This is a genomic window from Desulfovibrio sp. 86 (genome assembly GCF_902702915.1).
In the GTDB taxonomy this organism is placed as follows: Bacteria; Desulfobacterota; Desulfovibrionia; order Desulfovibrionales; family Desulfovibrionaceae; genus Desulfovibrio.
In genome coordinates this window covers 3,045,586-3,062,886 of sequence record NZ_LR738849.1, presented here as the reverse complement: position 1 = coordinate 3,062,886, position 17,301 = coordinate 3,045,586, and the positions used below count along the sequence as shown (strand labels likewise).

Annotated in this window: 10 protein-coding genes; 6 read left to right on the top strand and 4 right to left on the bottom strand. The window is 55.7% G+C overall.

Annotation, left to right across the window (positions count from 1 at the left end):
* Positions 1–43: 43 nt before the first annotated feature.
* Together DESU86_RS12485 and DESU86_RS12480 are read left to right on the top strand one after the other, a co-directional pair.
* Positions 44–1,612, top strand: coding sequence for an APC family permease (locus tag DESU86_RS12485; protein WP_179981341.1), 1,569 nt, complete (start codon positions 44–46; stop codon positions 1,610–1,612).
* A gap of 570 nt (positions 1,613–2,182) precedes the next feature.
* Positions 2,183–2,668, top strand: a complete 486-nt coding sequence (locus tag DESU86_RS12480) for a YbjN domain-containing protein (protein WP_179981340.1) — start codon at positions 2,183–2,185, stop codon at positions 2,666–2,668.
* A gap of 370 nt (positions 2,669–3,038) precedes the next feature.
* Here the strand turns inward: DESU86_RS12480 and DESU86_RS12475 are convergent, their stop codons facing one another.
* On the bottom strand, positions 3,039–3,869 hold the full coding sequence (locus tag DESU86_RS12475) for a phosphodiesterase (RefSeq protein WP_179981339.1): 831 nt from the start codon (positions 3,867–3,869) through the stop codon (positions 3,039–3,041).
* 14 nt (positions 3,870–3,883) lie between these two features.
* The gene (locus DESU86_RS12470) at positions 3,884–5,245 is read right to left on the bottom strand and encodes an MFS transporter (RefSeq protein WP_232088366.1); all 1,362 of its coding nucleotides are present in this window, start codon (positions 5,243–5,245) and stop codon (positions 3,884–3,886) included.
* 371 nt (positions 5,246–5,616) lie between these two features.
* On the opposite strand from DESU86_RS12470, the gene DESU86_RS12465 reads away from it, so the two are divergent.
* From DESU86_RS12465 to DESU86_RS12450, 4 genes are all read left to right on the top strand, one after another.
* On the top strand, positions 5,617–6,705 hold the full coding sequence (locus tag DESU86_RS12465) for a LacI family DNA-binding transcriptional regulator (protein WP_179981338.1): 1,089 nt from the start codon (positions 5,617–5,619) through the stop codon (positions 6,703–6,705).
* A gap of 285 nt (positions 6,706–6,990) precedes the next feature.
* The gene (gene glpA, locus DESU86_RS12460; protein ID WP_179981337.1) at positions 6,991–8,598 is read left to right on the top strand and encodes an anaerobic glycerol-3-phosphate dehydrogenase subunit GlpA; all 1,608 of its coding nucleotides are present in this window, start codon (positions 6,991–6,993) and stop codon (positions 8,596–8,598) included.
* Positions 8,582–9,865, top strand: coding sequence for an anaerobic glycerol-3-phosphate dehydrogenase subunit GlpB (gene glpB, locus DESU86_RS12455; RefSeq protein WP_179981336.1), 1,284 nt, complete (start codon positions 8,582–8,584; stop codon positions 9,863–9,865). The genes glpA and glpB overlap by 17 nt, the downstream gene beginning before the upstream one ends.
* Positions 9,862–11,070 (top strand): anaerobic glycerol-3-phosphate dehydrogenase subunit C, encoded by a 1,209-nt coding sequence (locus DESU86_RS12450; protein ID WP_179981335.1) that lies wholly within the window; start codon positions 9,862–9,864, stop codon positions 11,068–11,070. Before glpB ends, DESU86_RS12450 begins: the two co-directional genes overlap by 4 nt.
* Before the next feature lie 369 nt (positions 11,071–11,439).
* On the opposite strand, the gene DESU86_RS12445 is transcribed toward DESU86_RS12450, so the two are convergent.
* Together DESU86_RS12445 and DESU86_RS12440 are read right to left on the bottom strand one after the other, a co-directional pair.
* Complete coding sequence (locus tag DESU86_RS12445) at positions 11,440–12,513, bottom strand: 3-oxoacyl-[acyl-carrier-protein] synthase III C-terminal domain-containing protein (protein WP_179981334.1); 1,074 nt, start codon at positions 12,511–12,513, stop codon at positions 11,440–11,442.
* Positions 12,514–12,953: 440 nt separating this feature from the next.
* Positions 12,954–17,150, bottom strand: a complete 4,197-nt coding sequence (locus DESU86_RS12440; RefSeq protein ID WP_179981333.1) for a hypothetical protein — start codon at positions 17,148–17,150, stop codon at positions 12,954–12,956.
* Positions 17,151–17,301: the final 151 nt, after the last annotated feature.

The window sequence follows — 17,301 nt, the reverse complement described above, 5'->3', positions numbered from 1 at the left end:
TTAAATAACACCGGACATCCATACACTGTGGGAGGAAGAATTTATGGCTGAACAAGGAAAATTCAAAAAAGAACTGAATACCACAGACCTCACCTTTGTCGCGCTAGGGGCTATCTTTGGGTCCGGGTGGCTGTTTGGGGCAAGCTTTGTGGCGCAATATGCGGGGCCTGCCGGAATCATTTCTTGGATCATTGGTGGTATCACAGTATTCTTTCTTGGCCTTGTGTACTGTGAACTTGGAGCGGCCTTACCCAAGGCTGGCGGTATCATTCGCTTCCCTGTTTTTTCTCACGGGGAGCTTGTCGGGTATCTGCTCGCCTCACTGACCGTCATTGCCTTTTCAAGCCTCATCGCCATTGAAGTGGTGGCCGCACGCCAATACGCCGCCGCCTGGCTGCCCTGGCTCACGGCGGACGCCACCGGTTCACCGACTCTGGCAGGCTGGATAGCCCAGCTCCTTCTGACAGTCTTTTTCTTCATAATCAACTATAATGGTGTTAAATCATTCGCCATCGCCAATAATATCATCAGTCTCTTCAAATTTGTGGTTCCCGCGCTGGTGATGGTTGTTCTGATGTACTACTTCCAGCCGGAAAATCTGACGGCGCATGGTTTTGCACCATTTGGAGCTCACGGCGTGCAGATGGCGGTAACCGCCGGAGGCGTCATTTTTGCCTACCTTGGCCTGACCCCTGTGGTATCGGTGGCCAGTGAGGTAAAAAATCCCCAGCGCACTATTCCCATTGCCCTGCTGCTGTCCATCGTGCTTTCCACCATCATATACATTGTCCTGCAACTGGTTTTTCTGGGCAGCATTCCCCCGGATATGCTTTCAGAAGGCTGGGGCAGCATAGCATCAAAGTTTTCGCTCCCCTACCACGACATCGCCTTACTGCTGGGTCTTGGCTGGCTGGGTATCCTTGTGGTGGCCGACGCGGTCATCTCCCCCGCCGGAACCGGTAATATATATATGGTCGCCACTCCTCGGGTCATTTACGCATGGTCGCGGAGCGGCACGTTCTTTGACCGTTTTTCAGCCGTGGACAAAAAATCGGGCATTCCCCGCCCCGCGCTTTGGCTTACTCTGGCTCTTTCCATATTCTGGACCATGCCCTTCCCCTCTTGGAAAGAACTCATCAACGTCGTTTCCGGCGCCCTGTGCCTCAGCTATGCGCTTGCCCCCATCGCCTGCGGCGCGCTTCGCATAAACGCTCCTGACCTGCCCCGCCCCTTCCGGGTCCGCGGTCTGGAAATCATATCGCCGCTGACCTTCATCATTGCCTCTCTTATTGTGTACTGGTCTGGATGGAGCGTCATTTGCTGGCTGTTCCCCATCGAGATAGTGCTGTTTGTTGCCTACATTCTCGCCAGCAAAAAAGTGCCGACCCTGCACGTGAGCCTGCAGCAGCAAATCAAGTCCTCCCTTTGGCTTGTGGGCTATTATGTAATGACCTTGATCATTTCCTATCTTGGCTCCTTCGGGGGAAAGGGAATCCTGACCTCGCCATGGGATGTAATCGCCATGGGTCTCGTGTCATTGGTTTGTTATTATTGGGCTATGAGAACATGCCTGCCAACGGCCAATATTACCGAAGCACCCGACGCTGATTAACACTTTTGCGTCCACCCTTAACCCATGCGCCGGAGCTTACCGCTTCGGCGCATGTTTTTGTTCATGCGACAAGATTGCATGATTCAATCTCGCATAAACCGCATCGATACCGCGTTGCGACACATAAACACTAAATGGCAAGATACGTTGCATAAGCAACATTGCAATAAACATATTGCGTACAGGTACAGGGAGCTTCACAACATGCAGCACAATACAAATATGTTTGTTTTACCCTATTAGCCTGTTATTTTAGCTATTTCCAATTGGAAAAATCTATGCAATATGACACTTTTAAAATAATAAATTTATGATATAGTGTGTCCACGCTATTTCGTCGTGAAATTGCGCAGACAACGGCGGAGCAGGCGCTTTTTGTAAGAAGGCCGCTCAATCTGTTCGCGCTGCTCAACACTGGAGCGAGTGTGTTCAGGCTTTGAGGATGTATATTTTCAAAGTTTCTCTTCGCCCAAAAAGGATGCGAACAGCTTCCACATTCAGGAAACATCTTCGTATCCACATGAACCGCAACACTAAACATACGTTTAAAAACAAAGTTCAGGAGATCACATGAACAAATTATTAACCATCGCGCTGGGGGTATGCCTGACATGCGTTCTTGCCAGCAGCGCCATGGCCAGCAACGATATTGTCACCGCCTCCGATCATGAGACAGTACTTGAAATCGCCAAAGGTTTCGGCAGCGCGGACTTGAGCGTCACAGGCAAGGGAACGCCCGTCCTCAAGGGCCGGATGGAAGGCACCAAGTACGCCGTATGGTTCTCCGGCTGTTCTGAAGGCAACAGTTGCAGCGCTTTGCAGTTTCTTGGCGTGTGGAAGATCAAGAATTTTTCGCAAGAAAAGATCAACACCTGGAATACCCAAAAAATGTACTCCAAGGCGTACATTGACAAAGACGGAGACCTCATTCTGGAAATGGATGTCTTCATGCGCTATGGCATGACCAAAAAAAATCTGGAAGAGGTGTTTGACTTGTGGCAAACGTCGCTCAAACATTTTTCTCGGCAGCTTTCCCAGGGAACACAGCCGAACTAGACCGCCTCTTTCGTAATAAGCCATAAAAAAACCGGCCGCATGGCCGGTTTTTTTATGGCTTTCCAGGGACGAATGATAAAATACCCTGTATTTATAGTATGTTACTTTTAAAACGCTCCTTGTTTCAAAAGCAACATGCTCTAGAGCAGATCAACTTTGAAATGCTTCACATTTCAAAGTTTTCATTCAGCCGAAAATGCGATTTGCGACAGCCATCAACAGGCTGCACGTTCTATTAACCAATTGCTGTCTTTGTCCGCAACTTCCTTCGTCGCAACGGCCAAAGCTCGGCTGAATCCACGCCACGTTGTGGCGCGTTGCACTCTCGTGCAACGTTAGAGCATTTATACTTTTTCAAAGTTAAAATGCTCTAATCCGAAGGCCCGACCGGATTGACCGAATCCGCAAAGGGATACGGCCCGTCAAAGGTCACATTGGTCGGAATCTGACAGACATGCGTGTTCAGGGTCTGGTTTTCCCAGTGGTGCAAAAGATACCCCGGCGCTTCCATAACAAAGGTATCCCCGCCTTCGGGCGAAAGATCCAGGTCTATCTGCATGGCCGCCGAGGGCGCGGTCACGCACAGCCGTCCTTGCCACTGCGTGATTATGGGCCGGTGCATGTGCCCGAAACACAGCCGCAACTGTGGGTTGTCTGCGACCAGGGCGGCAAACAGCTGCTGGTTTTCAAAGGGTTCGTCCATAACGCCCAGGCCCGTTGTGAACGGCGGATGGTGCATGAAAAGCAGAGTCTGCACCTGCGGCCTTTTACGCAGTTCGCCAGTAAGCCAGGTTTCCACAGCCGGAAAAAAATGGCCCGAATGCGAACCGGGATGCGTGCTGTCCAGCACGACCAGACGCAGGTCGTCCATTTCAACCGTGTAGCAGATGTGCGGAGCAACGTCGGGATCCGAGGGGCACCAGTCCTTCAGTACGTTCTGCATCCTGTCGCGCCTGTCGTGGTTGCCGGGCAGCGCATAGATGGGAATGTTCAGGGGCGAAAACAACTCCGTCAGAATATGGTAGGCGTTCAGATCGCCGCTGTCGGCCAGATCACCGCTGAGGATAATAACGTCAGGCTTTTGTGCCATGCTTTTCAGATGCGCCACGGTGGCGTCCAGGCATCGGCGTGTGTCGACAACCCTGAACGACAGCTTGTTGTCGCCGCGCAAATGTGTGTCAGATAGTTGCAAGATACGCATGATTACCCCTGATATTACAGCTTTGCCCCGGCCTGAACGCCGTCGAGCGCCTGCGTCTGGCGCTCTGCCCTGTTGTGCCGACGCTGGATGGTGAAGGCGGAAAATGCGCTGGTTGCGGCCGCAATGAGCACAAAGATGCAGATATAGAACGGATTGCCGTCATTCCACTGCATAAGCGCCGTACACACCCCAGGCACAATGCCTGCCACAAGAAAACCCGGGAACTGGTAGACTATGGATATGCCTGTATAGCGCACCTCTGCCGGAAAAAGATCGGAAAAGAGCGCGGCTTCGGGCCCAAAAACGCCCGCATAGCAGATACTGAGTGGAATGGCTATGGCAAGGCCGATGATGAACATATTGCCGCCGCTGCCCTGCATAAGCCAGAACGCCGGGAATATGGTCAGCCCGCAGGCCAGGCTGGCCAGGCCGTAAATGCGGCCCCGCCCAAAACGGTCGGCAAGGCGTCCGGCGATGAGAATAAAGGGGCACATCAGCAGCGCCGCGATCATAACCGCCGTCAGGGCCTCGGTGCGGGTGACGTTGATGTACTGCACAAGATAGCTGATGGAGAACACGGCAAGCACGTTGAAGAACACGCCGTCAATCCAGCGCGCGCCCACGCCAAGGGCAATATTGCCAGGATAGTTTTTGCACACGGAAACAATGGGCATGACCTTTTTTTCAGTGTGACCTTCGTCCTGAACCTTGCGAAATTCTGGGGTTTCAAGGATGTGGGTACGCACATAAAGGGCAATGGCGACAAGCACGATACTGAGAATAAAGGCGAGCCGCCAGCCCCACTGCATGAACTGCTCATTGGTCAGCAGCCAGGAAAGCAGGGCCACCACCCCGGAAGCAAGGCAAAGCCCCGTGGCCAGACCCATTTGCGGAATACTGGCGTAAAAAGCCTTTTCCCGCTTATTGGCGTATTCATAGGTCATGAGAACAGCTCCACCCCATTCGCCGCCAAGGCCGAGCCCCTGACACAAGCGCAGGGTTTGCAGCAGGATGGGGGCGGCTATGCCGATAGATGCATAGGTAGGCACAAGCCCTATGCAAACAGTGGCAATGCCCATGATGAGCATGGTCAGTATAAGCATGCGTTTACGTCCCAGCTTGTCGCCGTAGTGCCCGAAGATGAAGCCGCCCAGCGGGCGCGCAAGATAGCCGATGGCAAAGGTGCTGTACGCCAGGATGGTTCCCATGAAAGGATCGGCTGTGGGGAAATAGAGCTTGTTAAAAACGATGCCCGCCACGACCCCATAAAGGAAAAAGTCGTACCACTCGATGGTGGCGCCGAGCAAACTGGCAATAACCACCTTGCGCATTTCTTTTTTGCTGGTGGTATGTCTATCCATTTCTGCGCTGGGCATGCTCCCTCCACGGCTGCTGGCAAGGGTATTTGCCCTGCCGCACGACAATTAAAAGTTTTAATAGACTTTACAGCTATCAATAAAAACGATTAAATTTTTTGAGCTAAATAATAGCTCAAAACGTAAACCATGCACGCAAAAAAACGCTTTGCACTGGAATTACCACGCTGCAGATTTTTATGTCAATTGAAACTTTATTAAAGTTTTTAGTTTATTTTATTGACTCGGTAACGTGTACATGTGAAGTTACCGCCATTGGAAGTTGCTGCCATTCCTGATTCGCCCCTGCCCGACCATGAGGGACATTTTTGCAATGGCAATGCCCCGTATCTCCAAAAGACAACTCGCAGCAGGAATAAGAGGAAGGGAAGATGACGCTTGATGGTGAAAACCCGAGAATCGCCAAAAAAACCACGCTGAAGGACGTAGCCCGTATGGCGGGCGTATCTTCCGCCACGGTTTCAATGATACTCAACGGGCGTGAAGGCGTATCCTTTGCGGAAGAAACCGTAAAAGGGGTTATGGCCGCCGCCGCCAAGCTGAATTACGGCCGCGAGCGCCGGGCCAAAGCGGTCATCGAGGGCGGGCCTGTCATATTGGTTGTCGTGCCCAACGTCACCAATCCCTACTACGCCACCATCATCCAGGCCGTGCAGCAGGCCGCCGCCGAAAAAAATTACACCACCTGCATATCCACCACCTACCGCAGTCTTGAAAGTGAACTTGCCGCAGTGCAACTGGCGCAATCCACCGGCATGGCGGGCATCATCTTCACCATGCTGGCCCACCCGGATGAAGTTCTTTCCCGCGTGGGGAGCAAGGTGCCCATTGTGGTCATGGGCGACAGGCGCGTGGACCTCAGCGTGGACACTGTTGAACTGAACAACTATGACGCAGGCAGCCTTATTGCCCGGCATATGTGCGAACTGGGGCATAAACATATGGCCTACATTTCCACAACGCTGGATTCCTGCAACTCCATCCGCATGCAGCGCCTCAAGGGCCTCCAAAACACCATCAGTCATCTGTGTCCGGAAGGAACCCTGCTGGTCAAAAGCCGCACCATCACGCCAAAGGTTGAACTGGATAACCTGCTCATAGAGTACAGCGTTGGGCATGAGCTTGCACAGGGCTGCTTTGAGGATAAAAAAATCACCGCGTTCATAGCTGTAAACGACATGGTCGCCTATGGCGTCATGGACGCCGTGCTCGAAGCGGGCTTCAGCATACCCGGAGATTACAGCGTTTGCGGTTTCGACAACCTTTTGCCGTCACAGTTCGACAAAGTGGCCCTGACCACAGTGGAACACTATATTCAGGATAAAGGGCACAACGCCCTGGATCTGCTGCATGCAAGAATCAGCGGGCAGATATCAAGCCGCAACATCACCAGAGTTGAGATAAGCCACAAACTCATTGTACGCTCGTCCACAGGACTGCCCCGGACGCGCCCCGTATAGCTGAACCGCAGGCCGGCGACATTAGACCGGCGACCTTCTGGTATCCTCCCGCCCGCGGTTCGGGACAAGCCAGGCAGTTCGGCTTGAAAATGCCGTGGCGCGCAGGCAGTCGCTCGCGTAATGGCGCAACAGCCGGGTATCTGCGCTGCTACGCGCCAAAGCGGGCGTCCCAACTCTTTGAAAATACCATCACAAAGGCCATTGGCTCTGGTTGCTGCGGCTCTGCGGAGCGCGCAGCCGCACGCAGGGCCGTATACGCTCTATGGACGCAAAGCAGGATAGAACATGCTGGAAACCACCGTCGTAGTTATCGGGTGCGGGGCCACGGGCATCGGCGCTCTGCGCGACCTGAGCATGCGCGGCATCCCCGCCATCCTTCTGGAACAGGGGGGCATAGCTCACGGCACCAGTTCGCGCTTCCACGGTCTGCTGCACAGCGGCGCGCGCTATGTCGTCAATGACAACGAGTCCGCCCGTGAATGCATTGAAGAAAACATGATCGTGCGTCGCATCGGCAGGCAGTGCGTTGAAGAAACTGAAGGCTTTTTCGCGCTCACAGCCCAGGACGATCCCGACTACGTTGAGAAATTCCTCGAAGGCTGCCGCACGGCGGGCATCAGCGCGCAGGAGGTCGAGGTCGCCAAGGCTTTGCGCCTTGAGCCCAACCTCTCGCCCCAGGTGCGCCGCGTTTTTCGGGTGCCGGATTCGTGCGTTGACGGCTTTCGTCTGGTTCTGCACAACGCCATGTCTGCCCAAAGGCACGGCGGTCAGGTGCTTACCTACCATGAAGCCACGGGCATAAAACTGGGCAACGGTCGCGTCCAGAGCGTTACGGCGGTTAACCGCCATACCGGAGAAACGGTTGAAATCGCCTGTCAGGTCGTGGTCAACGCCGCCGGTTCCTGGGCCGGACACGTGGCGGGCATGGCTGGGCTTGATGTTTCCCTTTCGCCCGACAGGGGCACCCTGATCGTCTTCAACCACCGCTTTACCTCCAGGGTGATCAACCGTCTGCATCCCAGCGGCGATGGCGATATTTTTGTGCCCCACGGGTCCATTACCATTCTGGGCACCACGTCCGCGCCCACAGACAGACCCGACGACACAACGCCCACCACTGAGGAAGTGCTGCGCCTGCTCGACATTGGCGAGCCGCTTTTTCCGCAGGTGCGCCAGTACCGCATTTTACGCGCCTTCGCCGGAACACGCCCCCTGTACACGCCGGGCGGCGCTTCAGGGCGTAAGGCCAGCCGCAATTTTCATATTGTGGACCATGCCGACGAAGGGCTTGAAGGCTTCATCAGCATCTTTGGCGGCAAGCTCACCACCTATCGTCTCATGGCCGAACGCGTCACCGACAGGGTTTGCGCCAAGCTCGGGCACAGCGCGCCCTGCAAAACCGCCGATGAGCCATTGGTGCATGACGTGGATGAACGCACCCTCAAGCGCGCGGCACGCTTTTTTCCCATGCAGGGCCTGCGTCTCATGGCCGACCGCCTGGGGGACGACCTGCCGGGCGTGCTGGAGCTTGCCGGAAAACAGCCTGACAATCCCCTGCTTTGCGAATGCGAAATGGTGAGCATGGCTGAAATCGAATATGTGGCGCGTCAGCCCTCAATTTTTTCCCTCACGGACATCCGCCTGCGTACGCGCCTGGGCATGGGAACCTGCCAGGGGGCCTTTTGCTCTCTGCGAACGGTGGGCGCGCTGACCGAACACGGCGTAGATCTGGAACTGAAGCCCACGGACAATGTCCGGCGCTTTCTGCAGGAACGCTGGGGCGGCCTGCGCTTTGCCCTTTGGGGCATGCAGGCCCGTGAAATGGAACTGAGCCGGGCCATATACGCCGCCACCCTCAACCTTGACGGAGCCGAACATGAACAGGATTGCTGACGTTCTTGTGGTGGGCTCCGGCATGGCCGGATTTGTGGCGGCCCTTACCGCCGCCAGCCGGGGGAAAAAGGTGCGTATGCTCACGACCGGCATGGGTTCTCTTGCCATCAGCGGCGGCACTATCGATCTGCTCGGCTATGCTGATGGAAAGTATACGGCCGATCCCTGGGCAGGCATGGCCCTGCTGCCTGCCAACCATCCCTACAGGCTGATGGGCGAAGAAAACGTGCGCGAGGCCCTGCATTTTTTCCAGCAGCACATGGCTGACCAGCGCTGGCCCATGCGGGGGGCTACCAACGCCAACGGGCAGCCCTGCAATGTGCATATGCCGACCATTATGGGCACGCTCAAGCCCACATATCTTCTGCCGGAAAGAGTGAATGTCACGGCCCTGAATACCGCGCGGCGCGTGCTTGTGGTCAGTGTGGAAGGACTGCGCGACTGCCGCCCGGCCCTGGTCGTAAGCCAATTGCGCCGCTACGGGTCTTGGGCCCACAGGGAATTTTTCGAGCTGACACTGCCCTCTCCGCTGGGGCAAGCCCACCGCAGCGCAAGCGCGCTTGATCTTGCCCGCCTCATGGACAAAGCCCAGAGCCGCCAATGGCTTACCGATGGCCTGGCAGCCCGCGCGGGCTCCTGCGATCTTGTGCTGCTGCCTCCTTTGTGCGGCAGCAAAGCGCAGCCGGAAACCTGGCAGGCCATTGAAAAGGCCGCAGGATGCCCGGTTGTGGAGATGCTGTCCATCCCGCCAGGCGTTGGCGGTTTGCGCCTGCGTGACGCCTTGCTGCGCGCGCTGCGCTGTTACGATTTCGAGATGGTTGAAAACGCCAGGGCACTACGCGCCGAGATGCGCGGCAACACCTGCGCTGCCCTTATAGCCGAAGCTTCAGGCCAGGAGCGCAAGCACGAAGCCAGAACCTTTGTGCTTGCCACCGGAGGCATTCTTGGCGGCGGGCTGACGCTGCAACCCGGCAAAGTGCGTGAAAGCGTCATGGGGCTGGATGTGGCAGCGCCTGCCGATGTGGAACAATGGTCTTCGCCCGAACTGTTTGGCAGGCATTTTTTCGCCTCAATGGGCGTATGTGTCGACAGTGCCATGCGCCCGGTGGATTCCCAGGCGTCCACATACTGGCCCAACGTCTTTTTCGCGGGGCGCAGCCTTGGCGGATACGACTCTGCGGCGGAAAAAAGCGGGCACGGCGTTGCCGTGGCCACGGGCTGGCAGGCGGGCCGTATGGCCGCAGCCGCTGCGGAGGAAGGAAGATGAGCGTGCGTATCACCCCGGACAACTGCATAGCCTGCACCACCTGCGTGGTGCATTGCCCTGTCGCCGATGCCACGCCCCAATTTCTTGGCCCGCGCATGATCGGCCCGGCCTATGAACGCTTCCGCCTGCTGGGCCTCAACGAAGACCCGTCGCTGCACTACTGCTCTAACTGCAAAAACTGCGATATCACCTGTCCGCACGGCGTGCCTGTATCCAGTCTGAACATGATGGCGCGGGCCGACCAGTGCCGCAAGACGCCTCCCGGCCTGCGAGACTGGATACTGGGGCATGGCGAACTCATGGCCCAATGGCTGCGCCGCATCCCGGCTGGCCTGAAAAATTTCGGCATGCTCAACCCGGTCACGCGCCTGGTGCTGCACAAACTCGGCATCCACAGACGCGCCCCTTTGCCCGCATTTGCGCGCCGCAGCTTCCGCAGCCTCGCCAAAGAGGTGCGCCAGCCGGAAACCGGGCGCAGCGTGGTTTTCTACCCCGGTTGCTATGTTGACGTTTATGATCCGCAGACTGGGCTGGACATGATATGGGCCATGAACCGCGCTGGTTACAAGGTTATTGTGCCGCAGGATCTCGTTTGCTGCGGCCTGCCCATGGTGGCCAACGGGTTCTGGCAGCATGCCAGAAGCAATGCGGAGCATAACCTCCACGCGCTGGCGCAGTGGCGCGACCAGGGCTTGCCCGTGGTTACCGGCTGCCCCAGTTGCGCCCTGATGTTCCGCGTTGATCTGCCGGAATACTTCCCTGATCTGGGCGAAAAATACGGGGCCTGCCGCCTGGACGACGCACAGGATTTTCTGCTGGCCTGCGCCGACTCCGGAGAACTGGATCTTGCGCCAGCGGCGTCGCGGGCGAATCAGCCCGACATGAAGATCATGTACCACGCGCCCTGCCACCTGCGCGCCCAGGGCAATGGTTTGCCCAGCCTTGAACTGTTGCGGAGGTTGCCCGGAGTCAGCGTGACTGACGCCCATGCGGGGTGCTGCGGCATTTCGGGCAGTTACGGCTTCAAGACTGAAAAATATGAAATAGCCCGGCAGATCGGGTCTGCCCTCTTTGCCACCATACGTGAAAGCGGAGCGGATATTTCCTCTTCTGAATGCGGCACCTGCCGGGTGCAGATTGTGCACGGCAGCGGCACGGCCTGCCTGCACCCCGTGAGCATCCTGCGCAGCAGGCTTGAGGCGTAACGCAGGCCAGAGCCAGACCAGCCCTAGACAGAAGAAGGCGCACGACTTTACGGCGTAAACATAGATTAAGGGCATAAAAAGGCGTCTGTACCAGCACCACGCTGGCACAGACGCCTTTTGTTTTTTTTAGAAATGCTCACGTACCGCAAGCAAGAACCTGCCACTCACATTTCGTGGCAAGGGTTTTCAGGAAAATCCTTGCGGAGCAGTTAACCCATTTCATTCCTGAACTGCCCTTTCAAAGATGACATGCTTTAAAACAAGAGTTTTAGGGCGTGGGGGCGTGGGGGCGTGGGGGAGGAGACCCTTTTGCAAAAGGGTCCCTCCCCCACAAAACATTTCACAAAGCCGTTTTGCCCAAGGCTTGTGCTATCGGCTGTATATTTGCGGCTCAAGGCAAGAGGGTTGGCGCAGGCGCATCTGGCACGCGCCCCACGAAAGCCCCACGCCAAAGCCCTGCAAGACGACGTTCAGGTCTCTTTGGCGGGCCACCGAGGCCAGTTCACCGCAGAGCACGCCGGGAATCGACGCGGAATTCAGGTTGCCGTAGCGCGAGAACGTGGCCGAAGGCGCTTTTTGCAGGGGAATGGCGGATTTTTTCGCTACCGTTTCAACAATATACCGGTTTGCCTGGTGCATGACGAAGTAGTCGATTCCTGCGGCGTCGCAGCCGGAAAACCGCATAAGATCGCGCAGCAGTTGGGGCTGTTCGGCCATGGTGAACGAAAAAATGCCGACGCCGTCCATATGCAGATCATCAAGAGAACGGACGCTTCCGTCATCATACGTCTGCTCGGTCCTGGTCGCTGCGGATGCGGGCATGCGCGCGCCACCCGCAGGAATGTAGAGCTTGTCCAGCTCACGCCCGTCTGCCCGCAGGACAAAATACGCATTTTCCACATCCGGGCAGTACCGGACCCAGGCGGCGCTTCCCGCATCCCCAAAAATGGGCGCTGTGGTGTAATCCTTTTTGTTTGCCGCGCGTGAAAGGGTGTCGCCCGCGCAAAGCAGCACGCCGCCATGACCCGAGGCGCGGGACATCATGCCAGCCAGCCACAGGCCGTACACAAAGCCGGCGCATCCCTGACAGACATCGATGGCAACGGTTTCTTTGGAAAGTCCAAGGGCGGCATGGAGCACGTAGGCGTTGCCCGGCATGAGATAGTCCGGGGTCTGGGTGACGGAAATGATGGCCGTGACTTCCTGACGGTCAATATGCATTTCCTGCATGAGCGATGTGGCGGCCTGACGGCACAGATCGCTGACAGTGGTGCCGGGTGCGGCAATGCGCCTTGTATCCAGCCCCAGCCGGTTCTGAAGGCGGGTCAGCTGCGACCGGTCATGACCCCAGTACTGCGGCTCGTCTTCAAGGCGCTGTATGTTTTCACCCAGCACGACGGAGCAGCCTGCAAGCTCCACATTATCCAGCATATAATTGCCCATACCGCTCCATCCAGGTTGTGTTGCAGCCGTCAATCCGGGCAGACGAACGATTGAGAATATGCGTTCCCAAGGTTTCCGGCGCACCCGCTTCGGCGTTTACCCGCGCGGATGCCCCGCGCTTGCGCCTTTGCGGCAAGCGCCGCCCACGCAGCCGCAATACAGTTTCAACGTAAAACTTTCTCTTATAACATAGCGTACTTTCATTAAATGTGAAAGACGACAAAAGGCGACAGCCCCATTTTAGCCGTGAAAAAACGGCCCGTGACAGTCCGGGCCGTTTTTTCATCTGGTCTGACGCCCCATGCGGCTTACCGGCAAGACCATGTGCTCCAAACTTACGGCACGCCAATACGGGGGCGTCACCATAGGCAAATCCGCTTGCGCCCCCACGATGGGCGACCGCCTTGCAGCTTCCAGAGCATTGGCACTGTGCAACGGCTCTAAGTGCCGTTCTCAATGGTCATCTGCACATACATGGTCTCGCCGCTTTCGTTGTGGTATTGCGTGTAGGTTTCGCCATTCAACACCCTGGTTTCAGCGCCGGCTGTCCATCCCGAATCAACCAGGGCATCATTGGTTTCGGTTCTGACGAAAATGTCAGTATTTTCATGGCCGCTGTTCTTCAGATTAAACAGTCGGTCCAGGCTGCTGCTGTGGCCAAACAGTGACTCGTCGCCCGATCCGACAAAATCAAGCAGAATACTTTCATAACCGTCACCCACATCGCCAATCTTGTGCATGGTCTGGTTAAAGCTGTCCTGATCAGGATCTTTCTGGCCGTTGAACCGGACAAAGAGCAGGTCATTGTCTCCCGTGAGATTCTCGTGGGAGCTGAAATCATGATCATAGGCGTCGGCCACAATATCCACGTTGGTTCCCACATCAAAAACGCGTATGGCAATGGGGTAGTCGCCAACGCTGCTCTGGATCAGATGGTAGGCATCCGACCCCATATCCACACCTTGCAGGATGATTTCATTAAAGCTGCTGATATTGTTTTCAATGGCGCCATTTTCAAACCAGGTCTTGTAGTACTGCATGAAAGTTTCATGGTCTGGCGCGGAAAGGATAAGCAGATTATAGCCCTCGCCGTATTCAATACTAAGCCCGCTGGAAGAGCCCAAGTCCACCTCACCGTTCAGCTTTACAATGGAACCACCGTTGCCAGGCTGTATGAGAACGTGTCCGGTGCCGTCAGTGACAATACTGCCGTTTATTTCAATGTAATCGCTGCTATTACCACCTGAAACAATCTGCACATGCCCATTGTTGACAGCTTCAATAGCTATGCCGTTGGTCATGCTTGCAAGGTCAGTGCCCACCTTGGCGGAGATGATGACCTGCATGGATGAATCCGAAGTTTCCCCCTGTATGGCATTGGAAATTAATACATATCCATCCCCATACAATTGAGATACATCCCCATCCACATGAATTCCAACGCTGTGGTGGGCGTCTGTCGCCTCAATATTGACGTCATGGGAGATTATCTGCACATTGCTTCCCCCGGTCGCGGCAATACCTGTACTACTGGACGTACTATCCGCAGCCTGGTTACCTGTAGCATTGATTGTCAATGACTCCGCACGGATATCCACAGTAGAAAACCAAGGGACCATATTGCCGTTCTGAGGCACGTCAGCGTTGCCAGCCAGGATCCCGGTATTATGCAGTGCGCCTTCTGCCGAAACGGTCAGTTGACTGACAGCGTCAAATTCATGCGCGGCTGTATTTAAAATGGCTTCTGAGTTAGGCTCCTTGTTTCCAGATCCACCTCCGGCGTCGCGCCACAGGTTATCCTCCGAATTGGATATGACAGATATCCCGTGCCCTTTGGCTTCAATACCAACACTGCGGCTGTCTGCCGAAAGTCCTGTTCCGGCTTTGACTTTTGCGCTGATTTCCGCTTCTTTGGCTCCAAGCGCCAACACATAACTGGGGCGTTCAGAGAAGGCATACTCCCCCGAACCATCAGGATAAAGAGGATAGCTCGCAAAAATGCCTGTGGCTGAAGTTGCGCCGCCATTGTCCACGGCGGTAACATTCAGCGTAAACCGTTCATCAGCGCTTATGACAAAAGTTTCTTTCTTGTATGAGTAAGTGGCATTGATGCCTGCAATATGATTTATGGCAGAACTGCCGTCTGCCCCCACCGTACCGCTGAGGTTGATGTTCTTTCCGGTGAGGGATGATGATGCCACCACTGCGGCATCCTGGTAAGATTCGAGAGGAAAACTCCCGGGAAAACCCGTTGCACCGCTGTAATGTACTACAGCAATATTTTCGCCGTTGGCGTTCACTGAAAGATTCACATCACCCTGCTTGGCCTGTAAATCGGCAGTGCCGTTGCTTATCTCCAGAGCAGAAACCCATTCCTGACCCACACCCGAGGACACATGCTTGCCCTGCATGGCCACATCAACATTGATGTCGCCATTTTTGGAGGCAATATTCACATCACCGAGCTGGGCATTTATGCCTGCGGCCTCAAACCCGCCGTCACGCGCGCCAAGGTTCAGGCTGATATTCACATCTTTTTCAGCCTGAATATCCACAATGGTCTGTTGACCCCGGTTTGAATCAAAATCCAGGCTTTGTTCATAATCAGGATCGGCAGATTTATTGAATTTATCCGCAAGGTACTGCACGTAAAGGGTCGCATTATACTCATACTGCTGGTTTTTATCTACAAATGCCCCTTCATCGGGAAGATCGTTGGCGCCCAGGCCAACACCGGAAAACACGCCGAAAAAGCTGGAAGACTCGTCCATCGAGCCGCTCTCGACCCTGTTATTGACGGTGATATCAACCGTACCATCAGCAGCGGCTATGGTTACGTGCCCGTTATCCGTGGCGGCAACACCGGCAACCGCAGTATTGACGCCCGCCGTTCCCGTCAGATCCGCGCTGACCTGCACATCGCCCGTGGTGGCGGTGAGGCTGACATTGGAACTGTCAAACTCCCTGCCTTCAAAAAAACCTTCTACCGCGTTGGCTTGCCCGGGAGTACCAGCATTTTGTATTACGCCGCCATCAGCGCGCACACCAGTAATGACAGCACTGGTGGCAGCAGAGGCGGCAGCTGCGGAAGCCACGCCCACCGAGACACCCTGCGCCTCCAAAGAAACATTGCCCCCGCCTGCGGCGTAAGCGCCGCTGACATAGGCTGCGCCGTCCGCTGAAAAACTGGGCTGGTCGCTTACGGTCTGGATAATCAGATCGCCGCCGGTCACCCGGATTTCGTTCTGGCCAGTTGTGCCTTGAGCGGCCACTGTTGCCGTCACGTTTGCCGAGTATTCAGTGGCGTCTTCACCCGAGTAGCCCGTTCCGCCAAAGACGGCGCAAAATTCAGGCAGCGGCTCGTGATGCTCCACATCCGTCAGTACGGCAGTATTGTCATTATTGCTGATGCGCAAAGAGCTTGTGCCCGACTTCAGGTCAATCTCAAATCTGGTCTGCGCGCCGTCAGCGGTGAGTGATGTTTCAGTAAGCTGATAGTGCATTTCGCGACCACTGCCCGCATCATACGCGCCTTCGCCCGCCGGGGGATGCGGCAGTTTGATGGTCGCGGCGATATCAGCCGTGCTGGCGTTGGTAAAATGCGCGCCATGCGCTACCTCACCAGCCCAGGTCTGGTCTGTTACCAGCACGGCGGCACCTTCCGGCGCCTTCCAGGCAATGGATGTCATGTCATTATGGTCAGCGGTGGAAGCAACCCGCACTCCGTGACTAATCTGCTGACCATTGGCGTCAGTGAACACCAGGGTGTAGTTTTCAGACTCCGTCGCACCACCGGCAATGTCGGTAAGCGTGAATACAAGTTCACCCTTCACGGGGTCATACACAGCCTGATAGCCGTCCAGGTCAAACGTCCAGGTCCCATTGGGGTTGGCCGTTCCGGTATAGCTTATGCTGCCGTCAAAATTGGTGATAGCAAGTGTTTGGCCCGCCACGTCGTCACCGGAAAAGCGCGCCAGATCAAGGTGAACCTCGGGGTTGTCCTGCCCGTCAGCGCCAAGAAGCGCCACATTGGAGTATTTGAGGGAGTATTGGGCCGGAGGCTGCGGCCTGTCGCCGCCGTTTTCTCCACCTTTTCCGCCATTGTCAGGAGCCTGCACCGCCACTGTCGCGATCAGAGAATGCTGTGCGCCAGGATCGCCGAAGGCGCTTCCAGTGCCGGCTTCATACTCTACGCCGTCCAGATGATCCACACCATCGGCGAGTTCGCTTCCGCTGAACTCGGTATAACGGGCGGAGCGTTCAGATGCGGGAGCCCCCTCGGCAGGCGCAAGGTCCGGCCCAAAGGCGTTGAAAAAATCCGCGCCCGTGAGGACCTGCCCGTCCACTTCAAAATCCGGGGTGTTGTCCTTAGTGTATTCAATATAAAAATCAGCAACTTTGATGCTTCCGCCATCGTCAAAATGGAAGATAAGGGCATTATCGGCCTTTTCCAGGGTAATCTGGTTGGCAGAGAAATCCACAACAAAGGTAGAGTCTTTCACAGAAATAACCGTAATCTGCTGTCCGGCAGCAGGACGCACAAGAGAAATAGTATTCATCTCGCCCTCAAAATAATTTTGGCGTTTGCGACGAAAGACACGAGGCACGACTTTCAGACTACTCTCTGAAAATTGCACGCAACCGTCATAGTTAAGTGGGACTATATAGGGGAGGCTCGGAAGAAAATCCGAGAATCCGGGGGAGGCAAAAGCTCTCCCCCAGTTAGCAGGCCATGCGAATCACAAGCAGCTAACCGATTGAGCAATACGAAGGGGAATGTATTGATAT